18 protein-coding genes and 1 pseudogene are annotated in these 19,960 nt (G+C 65.9%); 6 read left to right on the top strand and 13 right to left on the bottom strand.

Going from position 1 to position 19,960, the window contains the following annotated elements; all coding sequences use genetic code 11:
- From dcd to ACQKJZ_RS10520, 4 genes and pseudogenes are all read right to left on the bottom strand, one after another.
- A pseudogene (dcd, locus tag ACQKJZ_RS10535) lies at window positions 1–125 on the bottom strand (dCTP deaminase); the annotation flags it as partial.
- A 484-nt stretch (window positions 126–609) separates the two neighbouring features.
- Window positions 610–1,068: a cytidine deaminase gene (locus ACQKJZ_RS10530; protein WP_427731090.1), complete on the bottom strand. Its 459-nt coding sequence runs from the start codon at window positions 1,066–1,068 to the stop codon at window positions 610–612.
- Window positions 1,065–1,739 carry a GH25 family lysozyme gene (locus ACQKJZ_RS10525; RefSeq protein WP_427731089.1) on the bottom strand — a complete coding sequence of 225 codons (675 nt, stop codon included), beginning with the start codon at window positions 1,737–1,739 and terminating at the stop codon, window positions 1,065–1,067. The genes ACQKJZ_RS10530 and ACQKJZ_RS10525 overlap by 4 nt, the downstream gene beginning before the upstream one ends.
- Window positions 1,739–2,221 (bottom strand): UPF0262 family protein, encoded by a 483-nt coding sequence (locus ACQKJZ_RS10520; RefSeq protein ID WP_427731088.1) that lies wholly within the window; start codon window positions 2,219–2,221, stop codon window positions 1,739–1,741. Before ACQKJZ_RS10520 ends, ACQKJZ_RS10525 begins: the two co-directional genes overlap by 1 nt.
- Window positions 2,222–2,319: 98 nt before the next feature.
- Between ACQKJZ_RS10520 and ACQKJZ_RS10515 the strand changes: the two genes are divergently transcribed.
- Window positions 2,320–3,813 (top strand): replicative DNA helicase, encoded by a 1,494-nt coding sequence (locus tag ACQKJZ_RS10515; protein ID WP_312488776.1) that lies wholly within the window; start codon window positions 2,320–2,322, stop codon window positions 3,811–3,813.
- 184 nt (window positions 3,814–3,997) lie between these two features.
- On the opposite strand, the gene ACQKJZ_RS10510 is transcribed toward ACQKJZ_RS10515, so the two are convergent.
- The 5 genes from ACQKJZ_RS10510 to cobA are packed head-to-tail and all read right to left on the bottom strand — an operon-like array spanning window position 3,998 to window position 7,908.
- Window positions 3,998–4,744, bottom strand: coding sequence for a phosphoadenylyl-sulfate reductase (locus tag ACQKJZ_RS10510; RefSeq protein ID WP_427731087.1), 747 nt, complete (start codon window positions 4,742–4,744; stop codon window positions 3,998–4,000).
- Entirely contained in the window at window positions 4,737–5,195 is a 459-nt protein-coding gene (locus ACQKJZ_RS10505) for a DUF934 domain-containing protein (protein ID WP_183953002.1), read from the bottom strand. Before ACQKJZ_RS10505 ends, ACQKJZ_RS10510 begins: the two co-directional genes overlap by 8 nt.
- On the bottom strand, window positions 5,188–6,813 hold the full coding sequence (locus tag ACQKJZ_RS10500) for a nitrite/sulfite reductase (RefSeq protein WP_427731086.1): 1,626 nt from the start codon (window positions 6,811–6,813) through the stop codon (window positions 5,188–5,190). The genes ACQKJZ_RS10505 and ACQKJZ_RS10500 overlap by 8 nt, the downstream gene beginning before the upstream one ends.
- Before the next feature lie 10 nt (window positions 6,814–6,823).
- On the bottom strand, window positions 6,824–7,120 hold the full coding sequence (locus ACQKJZ_RS10495) for a DUF2849 domain-containing protein (RefSeq protein WP_294203605.1): 297 nt from the start codon (window positions 7,118–7,120) through the stop codon (window positions 6,824–6,826).
- Entirely contained in the window at window positions 7,117–7,908 is a 792-nt protein-coding gene (gene cobA / locus ACQKJZ_RS10490; RefSeq protein ID WP_427731085.1) for a uroporphyrinogen-III C-methyltransferase, read from the bottom strand. Before cobA ends, ACQKJZ_RS10495 begins: the two co-directional genes overlap by 4 nt.
- 230 nt (window positions 7,909–8,138) lie before the next feature.
- Between cobA and ACQKJZ_RS10485 the strand changes: the two genes are divergently transcribed.
- Complete coding sequence (locus ACQKJZ_RS10485) at window positions 8,139–11,111, top strand: TonB-dependent receptor domain-containing protein (protein WP_427731084.1); 2,973 nt, start codon at window positions 8,139–8,141, stop codon at window positions 11,109–11,111.
- 47 nt (window positions 11,112–11,158) lie between these two features.
- Here the strand turns inward: ACQKJZ_RS10485 and astD are convergent, their stop codons facing one another.
- Window positions 11,159–12,562: a succinylglutamate-semialdehyde dehydrogenase gene (gene astD / locus ACQKJZ_RS10480; RefSeq protein ID WP_427731083.1), complete on the bottom strand. Its 1,404-nt coding sequence runs from the start codon at window positions 12,560–12,562 to the stop codon at window positions 11,159–11,161.
- Between the two features lie 10 nt (window positions 12,563–12,572).
- Complete coding sequence (locus tag ACQKJZ_RS10475) at window positions 12,573–13,949, bottom strand: protein adenylyltransferase SelO family protein (RefSeq protein ID WP_427731091.1); 1,377 nt, start codon at window positions 13,947–13,949, stop codon at window positions 12,573–12,575.
- Between the two features lie 37 nt (window positions 13,950–13,986).
- Here ACQKJZ_RS10475 and ACQKJZ_RS10470 point away from each other — a divergent pair, with 37 nt between their 5' ends.
- The 3 genes from ACQKJZ_RS10470 to ACQKJZ_RS10460 all read left to right on the top strand — a co-directional run bounded on the left by ACQKJZ_RS10470 (window position 13,987) and on the right by ACQKJZ_RS10460 (window position 17,703).
- Window positions 13,987–14,847, top strand: coding sequence for an alpha/beta fold hydrolase (locus ACQKJZ_RS10470; RefSeq protein WP_427731082.1), 861 nt, complete (start codon window positions 13,987–13,989; stop codon window positions 14,845–14,847).
- Between the two features lie 210 nt (window positions 14,848–15,057).
- Entirely contained in the window at window positions 15,058–16,194 is a 1,137-nt protein-coding gene (locus ACQKJZ_RS10465; RefSeq protein ID WP_427731081.1) for a glycosyltransferase, read from the top strand.
- Window positions 16,195–16,299: 105 nt separating this feature from the next.
- Window positions 16,300–17,703 carry an NAD(P)H-dependent flavin oxidoreductase gene (locus ACQKJZ_RS10460; protein WP_427731080.1) on the top strand — a complete coding sequence of 468 codons (1,404 nt, stop codon included), beginning with the start codon at window positions 16,300–16,302 and terminating at the stop codon, window positions 17,701–17,703.
- A 64-nt stretch (window positions 17,704–17,767) separates the two neighbouring features.
- Here the strand turns inward: ACQKJZ_RS10460 and ACQKJZ_RS10455 are convergent, their stop codons facing one another.
- Window positions 17,768–17,959 carry a hypothetical protein gene (locus ACQKJZ_RS10455; protein ID WP_183952992.1) on the bottom strand — a complete coding sequence of 64 codons (192 nt, stop codon included), beginning with the start codon at window positions 17,957–17,959 and terminating at the stop codon, window positions 17,768–17,770.
- Between the two features lie 212 nt (window positions 17,960–18,171).
- Entirely contained in the window at window positions 18,172–19,170 is a 999-nt protein-coding gene (locus tag ACQKJZ_RS10450) for a 2-hydroxyacid dehydrogenase (protein ID WP_427731079.1), read from the bottom strand.
- Between the two features lie 138 nt (window positions 19,171–19,308).
- On the opposite strand from ACQKJZ_RS10450, the gene ACQKJZ_RS10445 reads away from it, so the two are divergent.
- Window positions 19,309–19,809, top strand: coding sequence for an SH3 domain-containing protein (locus ACQKJZ_RS10445; RefSeq protein ID WP_427731078.1), 501 nt, complete (start codon window positions 19,309–19,311; stop codon window positions 19,807–19,809).
- The last annotated feature ends 151 nt before the right edge of the window (window positions 19,810–19,960 follow it).

Raw genomic sequence — 19,960 nt, 5'->3', positions numbered from 1 at the left:
TCATAGCCATAGGACGACAGGCCATAGCTGATGCAGCCGTCGCGACGCTGGCTCTCGACAAAGGGCTCGATCATCCCTTGGGTCTGCGCGGCCTCGCGAATCCAGCGGTCGGACAGGATCGACATCTTCATTCCCCTTTAGCGTTGCCGCTCATCGCCGGATCGCGGGGGCGGGGCAAGCGTGGAAACGCAAAATGGCGCTTGCGGTCGGCATGACCTCGGCACGGTCGACCTGAAGCGGGTCCCCGCTTTGCTCGCTGATCGCAACTATGAACAGCATGACGGTGAAACAGGCACATTGGCTTGATCACAGGAACGCGCGCCCGCCCGATTCAATCGGGACGCGCAGCAGGCGCAATGGACCGAACACGCCCAGCGGATCGCGGCCGCTTGATCCTGGTTTGCGAGCGATGCGGGAGCAGCGCTGGAAAAGGTGGCTTACGCGAAGCCACGAAGAACGATGTTTCGCGCGGAGGCGCGGAGGACGCGGAGGTGGCGTATCCGGTCGTTACCGGTGGCCGGTCATCAGCGGCCTAACCGATTTCGGACCTGCCTATTATCCGCGCTTTAGCGCGCCAATCTTCGCGCCTTCGCGTCTTCGCGTGACGAATCAGCGGATCCCCAGGTCCGCCGGACCAAAGGCATCGGGCAGCAACTCCGAAAGCCGGTACGACCGCACCGCATCGCCTTCGGCCGCGCCGCAATGGACGGGGAGGTCGCGGCCGCCCATCTGCGCGGCCTCGTTGATGACCTGGCGGCAGCGGCCGCAGGGGCTGACCGGGGTGGTGCCGGTTGCCTTGCCGTCGGCGTCCATCGCGCCGCCGATCACGCCGATCGCGACGATCTCGCGCAACCGCCCGGCGGCCGAGGCGGTGGCGATCGCGACCGTCTCGGCGCAGAGCGACAGGCCGTAGCTGGCATTCTCGAAATTGGCGCCGGTGATCACCGAGCCATCCGCCATCAGCAACGCGGCCCCCACCGCGAACCGGCTATAGGGCGCATGGGCATGCAGGGCGGCGGTGCGGGCGGCGGCGATCAGCGCGGTCGCGTCGGCGGCGGTTTCAGTCATGGTGTAACGACATCCCAATGGACGGGGCCTTCCACCCCTTCGACCCGGCGGAAGTCGCTGGCACGCCACATGCGCCAGGGGCGTGCGGCGTAGTCGGGCTTGAAGACATTGCCGATCGCCCAGATCGGACGGTCGAGCGCGGCGGTGATGCTATAGTCCGACTCGAACGGCTTGGACACGCGCAGCATCACCGGCTTGCCGGTATGCGTCTCGACCATGGTCACGAACCGGGTCAGGTCGGCGACCAGCGTCGCGCGCTCGGGCCGCGCGGTGCAATCGTCGTGATAGGACAGGTCGATCGCGGCGGGCAGGGCGTCGCCCACGCGCGGCACGAAGATGTTGAACGCATCCGCCTGCGCGGTCGCGGGCTGGCACAGCGAATAGATATGGACGGCGCCACGCCGCAGGCCCGCCTCGGGTAGCGCGGCCCAGTTCGCCTCGAACGACGGCTCGCGCCGGTCCGCGCCCGAGGTCGCGATGAGATAGGCGAAGTCCGCTCCATGCGCGCGCACCGTCCGCCATTCGACCGCCGGCGGATTTTCGGGCAGGTCGATCCCCTGCAACGGATAGCGCTCGGTCGAGGGCTGCCAATGCGTCACCCAATGCCGTCCGCCGGCGGTGACTGCGCCAAGCGCCAGCAGGCCGGCACCGATTTTCCAGAGAATCGCCATCAGTTGCGGATATGCAGGACGCAGATCAGTGTGAAGAGGCGGCGTGCGGTATCGAAGTCGACCTCGATCTTGCCGGTCAGCCGTTCCTTCAGCATCTCGGCGGCATCGTTATGGATGCCACGCCTGGCCATATCGATCGTCTCGATCTGTTGCGGGGTGGATGCGCGGATCGCCTGATAATAGCTGTCGCAGATCGCGAAATAATCCTTGATCGGCCGCCGGAATCGCCCGAGCGCCAGCACCAGCGTTTCGATATGCGTGCCGTCTTCGCGGTGCATATGGATGCCGAGGCGGCCTTCCTCCGACTCCAGCTTGATCCGGTACGGCCCGGCATAGCCGTCCGCCTGCGGCCGTTGCGGCGCGAAGTAATTTTCCTCGATCAGGTCGAAGATCGCGATCCGCCGCTCCTGCTCGACATCGGCCGAGCGCCAGCCCAAGCTGCGTTCGTCCAGGTCGATAGAGATGATCCGCGGATCGGCCATGCCGCAGGGATAGTCGCGAAGTCGGCGCGCCGCAAATCCCCCGCTTATCGACGTTATCAACTTGAGGGGTGGGGGCCGCCCGCGCTAACGCCGGAGAAATGGCCACCCTCGCATTTCAGAACCCCGCTGCCGCCGCCGAGCCGCAGCAGCTTCCCCGCAATATCGAAGCGGAGGCCGCGCTGCTCGGCGCGATGATGATCGACAACCGGCTGGCCGACGATCTGGTCGACCGGCTGGACCCGGAACATTTCTTCGAGCCGGTGCACGGCCGAGTCTTCTCCGCGATCAAGAATCTGCGCGCGACCGACATGCTGGCGACCCCCGTCACCCTTCGCCCGATGTTCGAGGCGGATGAGGGGATGAAGGCGCTGGGCGGCCCGTCCTATCTCGCGCAGCTGACCGGATCGGGGGCGAGCCTGATCGGTGCGCGGCAGTTCGCGACGCAGATCTATGATCTCGCGATGCTGCGCGCGCTCGTGACGGTGGGGCGGACGCTGGTCGACCGGGCGATGGACACGTCCGAAGAGGTCAACCCGCGCGCGCAGATCGAGCTGGCCGAGAACGAGCTGTTCAAGGTTGCGGCCGATGGCGGCTCCGAAAATGCGGTGAAGAGCTTCTCCCAGGCCACCACCATGGCGGTGAAGAATGCCGAGCGCGCGCTGAATTCCGGCGGCCATGTCTCGGGCATCACCACGGGTCTGGACTCGGTCAATGCCAAGATCGGCGGTATGCACCGCTCCGACTTGATGATCCTGGCGGGCCGTCCGGGCATGGGCAAGACCTCGCTCGCCACCAACATCGCGTTCAACGCGGCGCGCCGCTGGATGCGCGACATGGCCGACGGCATCCCGCCCTCCGAGTCGGTCGGCGCCAAGGTCGCCTTCTTCAGCCTCGAAATGTCGGCCGACCAGCTGGCTACGCGTATCCTGGCCGAGCAGTCCGGCATCAGCTCCGAGGCGCTGCGCATGGGCAAGATCAGCCGCAACGAGTTCGCGCAGCTCGCCGCCGCCGCCGCCGAGCTGGAGCAGTTGCCGCTGTTCATCGACGATACTGGCGGCCTGACCATCTCCGCGCTGCACACCCGCGTCCGGCGTTTGCAGCGGCGGCTGAACAACGAGCTGGGTCTGGTCGTGGTCGACTATCTCCAGCTGCTGACCGGTTCGGGCAAGTCGTCCGAGGGCAACCGCGTGCAGGAAATCTCGGAGATTTCGCGCGGGCTGAAGACGCTGGCCAAGGACATGAACGTGCCGGTGCTGGCGCTGTCACAGCTGAGCCGTGCGGTCGAGCAGCGCGAAGACAAGCGCCCGATGCTGTCCGACCTTCGCGAATCAGGCTCGATCGAGCAGGACGCCGACATGGTCTGGTTCGTGTTCCGCGAAGACTATTACATGATGCAGCGCGAGCCCAAGCGCCCGATGGAGGGCGATGACGGCAAGGTCTTCGAGGACCACGCGAAGTGGGCGACCGAGGTCGAGCGGGTGTACGGCCTGGCCGAACTGATCGTGGCGAAGCAGCGTCACGGTGCGACCGGCAAGGTTGTGATGAAGTTCGACCCGACGATCACCCGGTTTACGGACTTCGCCGGGTATTGAGCCGCTGCGGTCCAGGGGGATGCCCAATCGCCAACCTCCGTTCAGCCTGAGCGAAGTCGAAGGCCAAGGGACTGCTAGCCACAGGGTCCCTGCGTGCACTTCGACTTCGCTCAGTGCGAACGGAGTTGGGAATGTGGTCGCGTAAAACCGGCGGAGGCCAGAGCGGCTAGGGTACCGAAGTTCCTCAGACCGACCGAACGGCCTCCACCGGCTTGTGGATTCCACACTCCACCTTGTCGAACCCGCGCCAGCGGCCTGCGCGCGGGTCTTCGCCGGGATTCACTTGGCTAGTGCAGGGCGCGCAGCCGATCGAGAGATAGCCTTCCGCCTCAAGCGGATGACGCGGCAGGTCGTGCGCGGCGAAGTAACGGTCCAGCGCCGCCTTGTCCCAGTCCGCCAGCGGATTGAGCTTCAGGCGGCCATCCTCGACCTCGAACCGGGGCAGGGCGCGGCGAGTGCCGGCCTGGAAGCCCTTGCGGCCTGAAATCCACGCCTCGAACGGAGCCAGGCCGCGTGCCAGCGGCTCGACCTTGCGTAGGTCGCAGCAGCCATCGGGGTCATAGCCGTGACGGATGCCGTCCGGGTCCTTCGCCGCCAGCAGGGCGGGGTCGGGCTGGATCACGCGGACGTCCAGCAGGCCCAGCCGCTCGACCAGCGTGTCGCGATAGCTGAGCGTTTCGGGAAACATCTTGAGCGTGTCGGTGAAGACCACCGGCGTCGCCGGATCGGCGCTCGCGACCATGTGCAGCAATACGGCGGACTCGGTGCCGAAGGATGACACCGCCGCGACTCCGCCGTGCAACTCGCCGGTCAGCAGGGTGCGTAGCATCTCGGGCGCGGGCACGCCGGCGAACCGCGCCTCATAAGCCGCGGCATCCTCCACCGTGTAAGCCGGCCGAACGTCAATCCTGTCGAGCGCGCGCTCAGCCATGGCGCAGCTTCCATACCGGTACGCGGGCATCGGCGGCCTTTTGATAGGGCTGGGGATAGAGCGCAAGCAGCTTGGTCAGCGTCGCCGCATCGATCGGCTTTTCGGGGGCGAAGCTGTCGAAGCCGCAGCGGCGCATATGCGGAATCTGGTCGACCAGCACGTCGCCCGCCGCGCGTAGCTCACCCTCGAAGCCCGCCTCGCGCAAGATCCGCGCCGCCGAATAGCCGCGCCCGTCGCGGAAGGTGGGGAAGCTGATCTCGACCAAAGCGATCTGCCCCAGATGCGGGAGCAGTTCGCGCGCGTCGTCACCCGCCTCCAGCCGGACGGCGGTGGCGTTGGTCTGGCCCAGGAACGCGTCCAGCGTCACCGCCGGTTCGTCATGCACCACATCGTCGCGGAAGCGCAGCAGCGTCTCGCCCGCGTTGGTGTTCACGGTGATGGGATCAACCATAGATCGCTTCCTTGAACGGCTGCATGCCCACGCGGCGATAGGTGTCGAGGAAGCGCTCGTCGACTTCGCGGAGTTCGACATAGCGGTCGGTCACGCGCTCGATCGCATCGACCACGCCGTCCTCGTCGAAGCCGGGGCCGGTGATCTTGCCGAGCGACACATCCTCCGCGCCTGATCCGCCGAGCAGCAGCTGATAATTTTCGGTGCCTTTCTTATCGACACCCAAGATGCCGATATGCCCGGCATGATGGTGACCGCAGGCGTTGATGCAGCCCGAAATCTTCAGCTTCAACTCGCCCAGCTCGCGCTGCCGCCCGGCGAAACGCTCGCCGATCTTCTGCGCCAGCGGGATGGAGCGGGCATTGGCCAGGCTGCAATAATCGAGGCCGGGGCAGGCGATGATGTCCGAGATCAGGTCGAGATTCGCCTCGGCCAGCCCCGCCTCGCGAAGCGCGGTCCAGATGGCATAGAGGTCGGCCTTGCGGACATGCGGCAGGACGATGTTCTGGGCATGGGTCACACGCAGCTCGTCATGGCCGTAACGCTCGGCCAGGTCGGCCATCAGGTCGATCTGGTCGGCCGAGGCGTCGCCCGGGATGCCGCCGATCGGCTTCAGGCTGATCGTGACGATGGCGTGGCCGGGCTGTTTGTGGCCTGAGACATTCTGGTCGAGCCAGACCGCGAAGTCGGGGTCGGAGCGGTCGACCGTATCGGGCGCATCGGTCGCGAAGTCCGGCCCCGCGAACATGGCGGTGATCCGCTCCAGCTCGGCGAGCGGCGGGTCGATGCCAAGATCGCGGATCGCGGCGAATTCCGCCTCCACCTGCTCGCGATAGGCATCGACGCCGATCTCGTGGAGCAGGATCTTGATCCGCGCCTTGTAGATGTTATCGCGGCGGCCATAGCGGTTATACACCCGCAGGCATGCTTCCAGATAGCTCATCAGATGGTCGGCGGTGATGAAGTCCTTCACCTCATGCGCGATCATCGGGGTGCGGCCCATGCCGCCGCCGACGAAGATCTTCGCGCCGAGCACGCCGTCCCGCTCCAGCAACTGGATACCGATATCGTGCAGCCGCATCGCCGCACGATCCTCGTCCGCCGCGATCACCGCAATCTTGAACTTGCGCGGCAGATAGGTGAATTCGGGGTGGAAGGTCGACCATTGCCGCAGCAGCTCGGCCCAGGGGCGGGGATCGGCGACCTCATCGGCGGCGGCGCCGGCGAACTGGTCGGACGAGATGTTGCGGATGCAATTGCCCGAGGTCTGGATGGCATGCATCTGCACCGTCGCCAGCTCGGCGAGGATGTCTGGCGCATCGGCCAGCTTGATCCAGTTATACTGGATATTCTGGCGCGTGGTGAAATGGCCGTAGCCGCGATCGTACTTGCGCGCGATATGGCCCAGCATCCGCATCTGGCGGCTGTCCAGCGTGCCATAGGGCACCGCGACGCGCAGCATATAGGCGTGCAGCTGAAGGTAGAGGCCGTTCATCAGCCGCAGCGGCTTGAACTGATCCTCGGTCATCGCGCCCGACAGGCGGCGGTTCACCTGATCGCGGAATTCCTCGACACGGGCATCGACGATGCTCTGATCATATTCGTCGTAAACGTACATGGCGTCTCTCTCAGATGACCCAGGCGCCGGCGTCCGCATCGGCGGGCTTCAGCGTCAGGTCGGGGCGCACCGTGGGGCCGAGCGCGCGGATACGGTCCTTGATATGGGCGGGGCGGGGGCCTTGCTCGGTGGCTTCCGCGTCGATCAGATAGGGCACGTTGACCCGCCGCGCGCCTTCCTCGGCGCGTAAGATCGCCTCGCCTTGGCCGCCGACATCGACCGCATCCTCGATATGACGCGACCAGTCGCTCCCGGTCCACCAGACGACATCGCCGGTGCTCAAGTCGTTGCCCGTCAACAGCTTCATGCGCTCATTCCTTCCGCCACGCGGGCCCAACGCGCCAGCTTGTCCTGAGCATCCGACAATTCGACGACTTCGCCGACCACGATGATCGCGGGGCTCTGCACCCGCTCACAATCGACCATCGGACCGAGATCGGCGAGCAGGGTGCGCATCGCCCGGTGCCCCTCCAGCGTACCGCGCTCCAGCACCGCGACCGGCATGTCCGGGGCGACGCCATCGGCCATCAGCTTGTCGGCGATAGCGTCGGCGGTGGCAACGCCCATATAGATGACCAGCGTGCGGCCTTGCCCGGCCAGCCCCGACCAGTCCTGATCGGTCAGCCCCTTGCACTGACCCGCGACGAACGACACGGCCGAGCTATGGTCGCGGTGGGTCAGTGGCAGCATCGCCTCCGCCGCGCAGCCCAGTGCCGCCGAGACGCCGGGGATCACCTCGACCGGCAGACCGACGGCGCGCACCGCCTCCACCTCCTCGCCGCCACGCCCGAAGATGAACGGGTCGCCGCCCTTCAGGCGCACGACGATGGCACCCGTCTTCACATGCGCGACGATCAGCGCGTTGATCGCCTCCTGCGACAGCGTGTGCCGCGCACGCCGCTTGGCGACAGAGATGCGCTGGGCTTGCGGAGGCGCGATGTCGAGAACGCGCGGATCGATCAGCCCGTCGTGCACGACGACATCGGCGCGCTTCAGTGCCTCGACCGCGCGGACGGTCAGCAGACCGGGATCGCCGGGTCCGGCACCGACGAGGATCACGCGACCACGCGCGGCTGGATCAAGAAGGGTAGCCATGATGCGACACATGATCCCCCCGCCCCCGGACCACAACCGAGCGATGCTTGGGGCAGCGGTAGATCAACTTGGGATCGGCGCATCCGAAAATACGGTATATTATATTTGAGAAAAGCCCGAGCTTATGGTGAGATGCTTCTTACAGATGAATAATCGGGGGCATATTAGTGAAATTTGGTTTCGTTAAGTATGGTGTCGGGGTTTCGATGCTGGCGTTGGCGTGTTCCGGTATGGCGGCCGCTCAGACCATCCCGGCAAGCACGGAGACGGGCGAGGATCAGGCGAATACCGTCACGGGGGTGGCGGCATCGGCCGACAAGATCGACGCCAAGCAGGAAAAGGCCGATGCTGGCGACGTGATCGTGACCGGCACGCGCATCGTGCGGCCCAACATGACCAGCAATGCGCCGATCACCACGATTGATTCGACCTTTCTGAAGGAGCGGGGGCTCGCCCGGATCGAGGACGCGCTGGCACAATTGCCGCAAGTGACGCCGATGTTGGGGCTTCAGGGGCAGGGCTGGGAATCTGGTGCGGCGCCGGTCGGACTGCGTAGCCTTGGGGGCGGCCGCACGCTGACGCTGCTTAACGGGCAGCGGATGGACAATGACGTCAACATCATCCCCGGCGCGCTGATCGAGCGGATCGACATCATGACCGGCGGCGCCTCGGCGGTGTACGGCTCGGATGCGATCGCGGGCGTCGTCAACTTCATCCTGAAGCGCAAGTTCAACGGCATCGCCTTCGATGGCGAGGTCAGCGGATATAACCACAACAACAATAATTCGCTGCTGGCGGGCTTGGCGAAGGATGCGGGTTACACCTATCCGCGCGGGACCTATCTGGGCGGCGGCAATTATTTCGCCTCGCTGGCGGCGGGCAAGAACCTGCTCGACGACAAGGTCAATATCAGCGCCTTCGCGACGTACAAGAAGGCGGACCCGATCCAGTTCCGCAATATCGATACGACGAATTGCCCGCTCCTGATGTTCGACCCGAACAACTACGACGCGGGGAACGTCAAATGGACCTGCGCCGGCACGGTATATAATCCCTATAACTATTTCTATGCCGGCGGTCAGAATCTGACCAATGCCCGCGACGGCTCGCGCAGCTTCCGTCCCTACACCACCGCCGACGAAGTGCGCATCCAGAGCATCGATTCGATCCAGCGGCGCAGCGAGACGGTCAATGCCGGCGGCTTCCTGACCGCCGACCTGCCCGCCGGCATGCGTCTGAGCGGCAGCTTCCTCTACAGCAAGATCGTCGAGCGTGGTTTCAACTCGATCGACGGCGGCATGTATACGCCGGGCTCGCCCGTCAATTGCGACAATCCCTTCCTGGGCGCGCAACAGGCGCAGGTGATCTGCGGCGCCAAGGCCGGTACGACCGCGCTCAGCGACCCGATCGCGCTGTCGCTGTTCCGGCCGGGCATGATCATGAATTTCCGTAACTCGACGGCCGATTGGCGCGGCGCGTTGAATCTGTCGGGCATGATTATCGACAAAATCCGTTTCGAGCTGAGCTATCAGCAGACCCGCAGCATCTATAACGGCATGGCCGATCATCAGTGGGTGCCCGATCAGGCCGAACGGTTGGGACGTGGCCTTCAGGTGCGCAATGTCGGTGGCGTGCCGACCTGTTTGTCGAAGATCGATGGCAGCGATCCCGCCTGCCAGCCGATCGATGCCTTTTCGGCCAATACGTCGATCAGCGATGCGGTCTATAACTGGCTGACCGATACGGGCAGCCGCCGTCAGCAGAACGATCTGCAGGTCATCAACGGCGTCGTGTCCGGCACGTTGGAAGACTATGGGATCAAGAGCCCATTGGCCAGCAATGGCATCGGTTTCGCGATCACCGGCGAGTATCGTAAATATCGCAACCAATCGACCGGTTACGGCGCCTGGTACAACTTCACCACCTTCGATGGTCGTACCAGCGTCAAGGAACTGGGTGGCGAAATCGACATCCCGTTGATCGAGGATCGGCCCTTCTTCAAGGAGCTGTCGGTCAACGGTGGCTATCGCATCTCGGACTATGACGTTTACGATTATCTGGTTCACAGCTGGAAGGCGGAGGCCAGCTGGGCGCCGATCGACGGACTGCGCTTCCGGGGCAGCTATAATCGCGCGGTGCGGGTTGGTGTGAAGGAGCGGCTGGAGGGCGAGAATCGCTATCCGAACTCGCTCATGCTCGATCTTTGCGCACCACCGCGCGCGACGACCGACACCACCAATGGCGCGCAGCCCCGGCAACGCTACACGTTCGAGCAATGTTCGATCGGGATGACGCGTGCGCAATATGATGCGTTGACCAGCTATACCGGCTGCAACTCGCAGGGGCTCTGCCCTGCCACCCTGGTCAATGGCGGCAATTCCGCGCTTCAGCCTGAACGGTCGCGCAGCAAGACGCTGGGCGTCGTGTTCCAGCCGCGCTTCGTTCCGGGTTTCTCGGCGACGGTCGACTGGTACGACATCGACATTCAGGGCGCCTTCGAATGGACGCGCATCGGTATGGCGTTCACGCAATGCTACGATAACAAGGTCGATTTCTTCTGCCAATTCTATCAGCGCGACCCGCAGAACGGGCGTTTGCTGGTCGCCGATGCCCGGTACAATAATTCTGGCTATACCAAGACGCGTGGTATCGATTTCAGCACGACCTATAACCTCGATCCCAAGCGGTTGGGGATCGCCGAGGACATCGGCACCTTCAACCTGAACTTCAACGGGACGCTAACGACCAAGTTCGAGAAGCAGTTCGCGCCGGGCAATACGCCCTGGGCCTGCCTTGGCTATTTCGGCTTCACCTGTCGCGATCCGATGCCGCGCTGGCGGCATGTCGCAGGCGTGAACTGGCAGCTGCCCTGGATCAAGGGCGGGTTCGGCTTCACATGGCGCCATATCGGCGGCACCACCAATTCGAAATTGTCGAGCAATCCGGTTCTCGCCGCGCGGCCCGATGAAATCTACAAGGTGGCGCTCCGTATTCCGGCCTATAATTATTTTGACTTCAATTCCAATGTGACGCTGGTGAAGGGGATCGATGTCCGGTTCAATGTCCAGAATCTGTTCGACAAGGACCCGCCGCTGATCGGCACGGACACGAATTACTCTTCGGATTCCTATTTTAACACCTACCCGACCTATTATGCGGTGCGGGGTCGGACCTTGCGGGTCGGCATTTCCGCCCGGTTCTGATCGTGATGCGGCCCGGAACCTCGGTTCCGGGCCGCATTTTTTGGGAATCAGCGCAGACCGACCGGGATGGACGCGGCGGCGGTGTCCGTCTCGGCGCTGGCGACCGGATAGGCGCAGTAATCGGCGGCGTAATAGGCGCTGGGGCGGTGATTGCCGGACCAGCCGATGCCGCCGAACGGCGCGCTCGACGCCGCGCCGTTGGTCGGACGGTTCCAGTTGACGATGCCGGCACGGATGCCGGTCCAGAACCGGTCGTAGCGCTCACGCGACGGGCTGATCAGCGAGGCGGACAAGCCGTAGCGGGTGGCATTGGCCTGTGCGATCGCATCATCGAAATCGGTCGCGCGCGACACTTGCAGGACGGGACCGAACAGCTCGTCATCGGGGCGATCGGCGACGTCGCCGACGTCCAGGATCGCCGGCGTCAGCAGCGGGCGATCGGACGCGATCCGCGTCAGCGGACGCAGGACGCGCGCACCCATGCCGATGAGCTTGTCGAAAGCCACTATAAGCAACTCGGCCGCGTCATTGTCAATCACCGGCCCCATGAAGGGCTGCGGTTCGTCGAACGGCGCGCCGACGATCAGCCGGTCGGTAAGCCCGGTCAGCGCGGCCATCAGCGGATCGTACAGACGGTCCTCGACGATCAACCGCCGCCCCGCCGTGCAGCGCTGGCCCGCGCTGGTATAGGCCGACTGGACGATCAGCGCGGCGGCGGCGTCGAGATCGGAATCGTCCCACACGATGATCGGATTGTTGCCGCCCATCTCCAGCGCCAGGATCTTTTCGGGCCGCTCGGCGAACTGGCGGTTGAGCGCGATGCCGGTGCGCGCCGATCCGGTGAAGAGCAGCCCGTCGATATCGTCATGTCCGGCCAGCGCGCGCCCTTCGTCCGGGCCCCCGATCAACAGCCGCACGACCTCCTCGGGCACGCCGGCGGCGTGATAGCAATCGACCAGAAACGCCGCCGTCGCCGGCGTTTTCTCGGACGGTTTGAAGACGACCGCATTGCCCGCCAGAAGTGCCGGCACGATATGGCCATTGGGCAGATGCGCGGGAAAGTTATACGGCCCCAGCACCGCCAGCACGCCGTGCGGCCGATGGCGCAGTGCCATGCGCCCGCCGCCCGGCTGCGCGGTCGAACGCTCGCCCGCACGCTCGGCTTGCGCGGTGATCGAGATGGCGACCTTGGCGACCACCGTGTCGACTTCGGTCTGCGCCTCCCATAAAGGCTTGCCCGTCTCACGCGCGATCAGCGTGGCGAAATCATCGGCGCGCGCACGGACGATCGTGGCGAAGCGTTGCAGCGTCTCGATCCGTGTCGCCAGCGGCGTTGCCGCCCAGGCCGGCCAGGCGGCGCGCGCGGCGGAGACCTCTTGGGCGGCATTGCCGATCGGCAGTTCGGCGATCAGCGCGCCGGTGGCGGGTTCGTAGGTCGACAAATGGGTCATGGCGGAGAGGCTAGGCCGCGGCGGGACCATCGGCAAGCGCCTCGCCCATGGCGCGGATCCGCTCGACCTTTTCATACAGCGGTATCCAGTCGTCACGCTCGGCGATCGGCGCCCAGATTGCCTCGACCTCGTCGATCAGCATCGATTCGGGCGCACCCTGCCAATAGGCATGGTCGCGCGCGCGGCGGGGGGCATAGGGCTCGATCAGGTCGCGCAGGCCATTCCACTGTTCGCCATAATGATCCGGCACCTGTCCGCCGAACAGGTCGAAATAGACCTGCGCGATACTCGCCTGCGACGCACGCAGCGCCCGCTCGAACGTCTGGACCAGTGCGCGGTCCTCGGTGCCGCCGCGCGGGGTAACGCCCAGCCGCCACAGGATCGCGGTCACGATCTCGGCCTGATAGGTCGTCGCGAACCGGTCGAGCGCGGCGATCAGCGGATCGCTCTCCGCGATCAGGCGCAGGCTGGAGGCGAGCTGCATCACGTCCCACTGGATCGCCTCTGGCTGGCGGCCCAGCGCGTAGAGCCCCGATTGGTCGAAATAAGCCGCGGTGAACTCGGGGTCCCATGTCGGCGCGAACCGCCACGGGCCATAGTCGAAGCTCTCGCCCGTCACGTTGATATTGTCCGAATTGAGCACGCCATGGACGAAGCCTGCCGCCATGTATCGCGCCGCCAGCGTCGCGGTGCGCTGCGCCACCAGCGTCAGCAACCGGACGGGATCGTCCGACTCCTCGCCGTAGAAATGGCGCAGGACATAGGCGACCAGCCGCTTCATGCCGGCTTCGTTGCGCTCGAAGGCCAGCCGCTGGAAACTGCCGATGCGGATATGGCCATGGCTCATCCGCACCATCACGGCCGAACGGGTGGGGGAGGGCTCGTCGCCCCGGTGCAGCGCCTCACCGGTTTCGATGATCGACAGCGTGCGCGAGGTGGGGACGTTCAGCGCCTCCAGCATCTCGGTCGCCAGGATCTCGCGCACCCCGCCTTTCAGCGTCAGGCGGCCGTCGCCGAAACGGCTGTACGGCGTCTGGCCCGAGCCTTTGGTGCCGAGTTCCAGCAACCGGCCATCGGTCGCGACCATCTGCGCGAAGGTGAAGCCGCGCCCGTCGCCCAGGTCGCTGTTATACTGGCGGAACTGATGCCCGTGATAGCGCAGCGCCAGCGGCCCCGGCAGCGTGCCGGGCAGGGGGGCGAACCGGCCGAGATGCGCGACCCATTCGTCGTCGATCATCGTGTCCAGCCCGATCTCGGTGGCGGCGCGGTCGTTGCGGAACCGGATGATCGTTTGCGGGAAGTCGGCGGGCGCCACTGGGTCAGCGATAAAATCGGCGATCTCGGTCAGCGCGGTCGCGGGGCGATAGGCTTGCGGGGATAGGGGCATGCCGCGATATGGAGGCGGCACCGGAGGACCTTCAAGCATGACCTCTCATGAGAATCGATATTGGTGGTCGAAAGACGGGTTGCGGCTGCATGCGCGTGACTATGCGGGGGACGACGCGCTGCCCCCGGTCATCTGCCTGCCCGGCCTGACCCGCAACGCCCGCGATTTCGAGGGGCTGGCCGAGGCGCTCAGCGGCCGCGCGCGCGTCATCGCGGTCAGTTTCCGGGGGCGGGGCGAGAGCGCCTATGCCAAGGACCCGATGAGCTACGTCCCCCTGACCTATGTCCAGGATGTCGAGGCGATGCTGGACGAGCTGGGCATCGGCCGGTTCGTCGCGGTCGGCACCTCGCTGGGCGGGATCGTGACGATGGTGCTGGCGGCGACCGCGCGCGGGCGGCTGGCGGGCGCGGTGCTCAACGACATTGGGCCGGAGATCGAGCCGGCGGGGCTGGCGCGCATCCGTGGCTATGTCGGCCGCGCGCAGAGCTTTCCCACTTGGCTCCACGCCGCGCGCTGCGTCCAGGAGAATAACGAGGACGTCTATCCCGATTGGGGGATCGAGGACTGGCTGGCCATGGCCAAGCGCACCCACCGGCTGACCAGCGCGGGGCGGGTGGTGCTCGATTATGACCTGAAGATCGCCGAGCCGTTCCGCGTGCCGGGCAGCGAGGCGGGACCGGATATGTGGGCGGCGCTCGATGCGCTCAACGGCGTGCCGACCCTGGTCGTGCGCGGCGAGCGATCGGATATTTTGAGCGCGCCCGTCGCCGCGCGGATGGTCCAGGCGCTCTCCCCATCCGAATTGGTGACGGTGCCGCATGTCGGCCACACGCCGCTGCTGACCGAGCCGGAGGCACTGGCCGGGATCGGGCGTTTGCTAGACCGGGTGTCGGGGTAAGACTGATGAATTCCTCCCCTGCAAGGGGAGGTGTCGCGCGAAGCGTGACGGAGGGGTGTCTCCGGTGGCGAGTTTGGTCCTACCTCGCAAACCGTGACACCCCTCCGTCAGGCCTGCGGCCTGCCACCTCCCCTTGCAGGGGAGGAAAATCGGGCACGCCGTCGGCGCGGGCGGTTTTCATCGCCGCCGCCGCCCGCTAATCCGGCGGCCATGGCCCGTCCGCTTCACATCCTCCATCTCCACTCATCCTTCTCGCTGGGCGGCAAGGAGGCGCGGGCGGTCGCGTTGATGAACGCGTTCGGCGATGCGGCGAAGCACACCATCGTCTCGGGGCTGCCCGACGAACTGGGCGCGCGCGATGCCATCGCCAAGGGCATCCGCTACGAGATCGCGCAGGATGCGCCGCCCCTGACCGGCAAGCCCTCGGTCAAGCGGTACGAGGCGATCGCCGCCTATATGCGCCGCTTCGATCTGGTGCTGACCTATAATTGGGGGGCGATCGACGGCGTGATGGCGCGCCGCGTCTATGCCAAGGGCGCGCCGCCGCTGGTCCATCACGAGGACGGCTTCAATGCGGACGAAGCGCGCGGGTTGAAGGTCGAGCGCAACATCTATCGCCGCATCGCGCTGTCGGCGGCGGATGCGCTGGCGGTGCCCAGTCATGTGCTCGAAGGGATCGCGCGCACGACCTGGAAGCAGCCGGCCGAGCGCGTCCATCGCATCCCCAACGGCATCAACACCGCGCTCTATGCGCGCGACCCGGAGCCCAAGGCGATTCCCGGATTCGTCCGCCAGCCCAAGGAGGTGGTGGTCGGCGCGCTGGCGGGCCTGCGCACCGTCAAGAATCTGCCGATGCTGGTCCGCGCCATGGGCGGTGTGGCCGGCAGGTTCCGCCTGGTGATCGTCGGCGAGGGGCCCGAGCGCGCCAATATCCAGCAGGCCGCCGCCGCGATGGGCATCGCCGACCGGCTGGTGATGCCGGGCTTTCTCGACCGGCCTTACCGCTTCATCCGGCATTTCGACATCGTGGCGCTGTCCTCGCTGTCCGAACAGGCGCCGATTTCGGTGCTGGAGGGGATGGCGGCGGGCCTGCCCATCGCCTCGCTGCCCGTGGGGGATGTCGCGTCCATGGTGTCCGAGGCCAATCACCAGTTCATCGCCGACCGCGCCAACGAGGTACGCTTGCGCGATGTGATCCAGGCGCTGATGCTGCACCCCGATCACCGCGCCGCCGCCGGGGCCGCTAATCAGGCCCGCGCGCGCGCCGAATTCGACGAAAGCCTGATGGTCGCGCGCTACAAGGCGCTGTATGAGAAGGTACTAGGACGGCCCGGTATATTGGGCTGATCGCCGACGGGACCTGCCCCGGCACCGGCCGGTGCCGTTAATTCCCCCTCGCTTCGCTTTCCTAACACGCTATATGAGGCCCTTTCAGGACCAGAAGGGTACGACGTGTTCAAAGGCTTGAGCCCCATCCTCTATAACGGCCGGGAAGTGTGGCCGCTGATCGAAGGGGGCAAGGGGGTCGCCGCGACGAACCATGCGTCGGCGGGCGCCTGGGCGGCGGCCGGCGGCGTCGGCACCGTGTCGGCGGTCAACGCCGACAGCTATGATGCCGAGGGCAAGATCATCCCCCAGATCTACCGCGCGCTGACCCGGCGCGAGCGGCACGAGGAACTGATCGAATACGCCATCGAGGGCGCGGTCCAGCAGGTGAAGCGCGCCTGGGACATCGCGGGTGGCAAGGGCGCGATCAACATCAACGTGCTGTGGGAAATGGGCGGCGCGCAGCGGGTGCTGGAAGGCGTGCTGGCGCGCACCAAGGGGCTGGTCGCGGGCGTCACCTGTGGTGCGGGCATGCCCTACAAGCTGTCCGAGATCGCGGCGCATCACCAGGTCAGCTATCTGCCGATCGTCTCCTCGGGCCGCGCCTTCCGCGCGCTGTGGAAGCGTGCCTATTCCAAGGCGTCGGAATGGCTGGCGGCGGTCGTGTACGAAGACCCCTGGCTCGCCGGTGGCCATAACGGCCTGTCCAACGCCGAAGACCCCTTGCAGCCGCAGGACCCGTATCCGCGCGTGAAGGCGCTGCGCGACACGATGCGCGAAGGCGGCATCTCGGACGAGGTGCCGATCGTGATGGCGGGCGGCGTCTGGTATTTGCGCGACTGGAACGACTGGATCGACAATCCCGAACTGGGCAAGATCGCCTTCCAGTTCGGCACGCGCCCCCTGCTGACGCAGGAAAGCCCGATCCCGGAGGAGTGGAAGCAACGGCTGATGACGATCGAGGAGGGCGATGTCCTGCTACACCGTTTCTCGCCGACCGGCTTTTATTCCAGCGCGGTGCGCAACCCGTTCCTGCGCAACCTGGAAGCGCGTTCGGACCGCCAGATCGCCTTCTCGACGCAGGAAGCAGGCGACCATGTCTTCCAGCTCGATGTGGGGGTGAAGGGCAAGAATTTCTGGGTGACCAAGGGCGACCTGCTGCGCGCGCGCGAGTGGTTCGGCAGCGGCTTCACCATGGCGCTGAAGACGCCCGACAATACTTTGGTCTTCGTCAGCCCCGAGGAAGCCAAGGAAATCCGCAAGGACCAGGCCGACTGCATGGGCTGCCTGTCGCAGTGCCTGTTCTCAAGCTGGGCGGATAGCGAAACCAACTCGACCGGCCGTCTGGCCGATCCGCGCAGCTTCTGCATCCAGAAGACGCTGCAGGAGATCGCGCATGGCGGTGATGTCGAACAGAATCTGATGTTCGCCGGCCATGCGGCGTACAACTTCAAGCGCGATCCCTTCTATTCGAACGGGTTCGTGCCGAGCGTGAAGCAACTGGTCGACCGCATCCTGACCGGCGACTGATCCGGTCGGCGTTCGACCAGGGAAAAGGGCCTCTTCCGCCGGCCGGAAGAGGCCCTTTTCCTATTTAGTCGGCGACGGTGCCGACCACCGCGCCCGCCGTGCCGCCCACGGCCGCACCGCGCTCCACGCTGCCACCGGTCGCGGCGGCCACACCCGCGCCACCCGCACCACCGATCGCGGCGCCCTTGAGCGTCGAACAGGCCGACATCGCCATGGCGGTCGCGGCAAGGGTCAGGCCAATAGCCAGCTTTTTCATGTGGGTAGCTCCTGTTGAATAACAGGAAAGGGAATGCGGGGGCCTCCAAGCGGTTCCGTGCTGCAACATTTTGACATGGAGCAGCTCCCGGCCCGCAAGCACGGCAATGCTTTCCAACGCTGTCGATTGCTCCATGCGCTGCCAGCGCAGCCTGGAAGACCATTTATAGGAAGCTCCCCGGCCGACTATGCCGACGTCGTGGAAGCAAGCGCCTACAGCCACCCCTCCAGCACCTGATCCGGCGGGCGGTGGCCGTCGGCCCAGCTGCGGATATTGGCGATGACCTTTTCGCCCGACGCCACGCGGCCTTCCAGCGTGGCCGATCCCATATGCGGGGTCATCACGACATTGGGCAGCGCCAGCAGGCGTGGGTCGATCCGGGGCTCATGCCGCCAGACGTCGAGGCCGGCACCCGCCAGCCGTCCCGCCTCCAGCGCGTCAACCATCGCGTCCTCGTCGACGATGCCGCCCCGGCTGGCGTTGATGAGATAGACATGGGGGCGCATCAGGGCGATGCGGCGGCGGTCGATCAGGTCGTGGCTGTCGGCGTTGAGCGGGGTGTGGATCGACACGATGTCGACCGCGCCCAGCATCGTGTCGAGATCGGGATACCAATGGGCATCCAGTTCCTGCTCGACGCTGCCCGGCAGGCGGCGGCGGTTGTGATAATGGATCGACAGGCCGAAGGCGCGGGCGCGCCGCGCGACCGCTTGGCCAATGCGGCCCATGCCGACGATGCCGAGCGCCTTGCCGCCGATACGGTGGCCCAGCATCGCGCCGGGGCTCCAGCCCTTCCACGCGCCCGACCGCACCAGCTTCTCGCCCTCGGCCAGCCGGCGCGGCACCGACAGGATCAGCGCCATCGTCATGTCGGCGGTGTCCTCGGTCAGGACCCCCGGCGTGTTGGTGACGATGATGCCGCGCGCGCGCGCCGCCTTCAGATCGATATGGTTCACGCCCGCGCCGAAATTGGCGATCAGCTTCAGCCGGGGGCCGGCCGCGGCGATCAGCGCCGCGTCGATGCTGTCGGTGACGGTCGGGACCAGCACGTCGCAGGTCGCCATCGCCTCGGCCAGTTGCGCCTGGCTCCATTTCTCGTCGCTGCGGTTCAGATGCGTGTCGAACAGCGCGGCCATCCGCTCCATGATCGGATCGGGCAGTTCGCGGGTGACGACCACCCTGGGGTTCAGGCAGCGGCGTGGATCGACCATGGCCAAAGGGATTGGGCCAAGCCCGCCAGCCCGTCAACCGGTGATGCGGGCGGCGGCGATCCGGGATGGAACATGGTTGAAGCCGAACCCCGGCTCGGCGTAGAGCCGGCATGGGCGGGTAAGCATGAGGAAATGAGAATGCGCAGGTCCATGACCGGACTGGCCGCCATGGCGTTGGTGATGATGACGGGGTCTGTCGCCGCGCCCGCCATCGCCGCATCGGAAAAGCGGGCCATGCCCTATTACGGATCGATCGGCGCCTCGCGGGCGCGGATGCGTACCGGCCCGGCACGCGCCTATCCCGCCAGCTGGAATTATCGCCGCCCGGACCTGCCGGTGAAGGTGGTCGCGGCCTTCAAGGAATGGCGAAAGGTGCAGGACCCGGACGGCACCGAGGGGTGGATGCTCGGCGTTCTGCTGCGCAATACCCGCACCGCCATCGTACGGGGAAGCGAGCCGTTGCCGATGCGTTCGGCCCCCAGCGATACCGCCAAGATCCTGTGGCGAGCCGAGCCCGGCGTGGTCGGGCGAATCAGCGAGTGCAATGGCGGCTGGTGCCGGCTGGACGTGAAGGGACAGGCGGGGTTCGTGCCGGTCGGCGCGATCTGGGGCGTCGAGCCGGGCGAGACGTTGCCGTAAGGTTGCTGATTGAGGCTTGTGGCCTGAGGGCTCGATCCCGTTTTCCGCGAGCATGATGATCTTGGCACGCCCCTCCCGTTTGCGGGAGGGGATGGGGGAGGGCAGGCCACGGGCGCTGGTCTCGGTGAGACTCCTTGCCCTCCCCCGACCC

Origin of the sequence: Sphingomonas sp. NPDC019816 (assembly GCF_050274375.1) — a bacterium.
Lineage (GTDB): Bacteria > Pseudomonadota > Alphaproteobacteria > Sphingomonadales > Sphingomonadaceae > Sphingomonas.
Note: the sequence above shows the minus strand (reverse complement) of the source record. Positions and strands in the feature narration are given on the sequence as shown.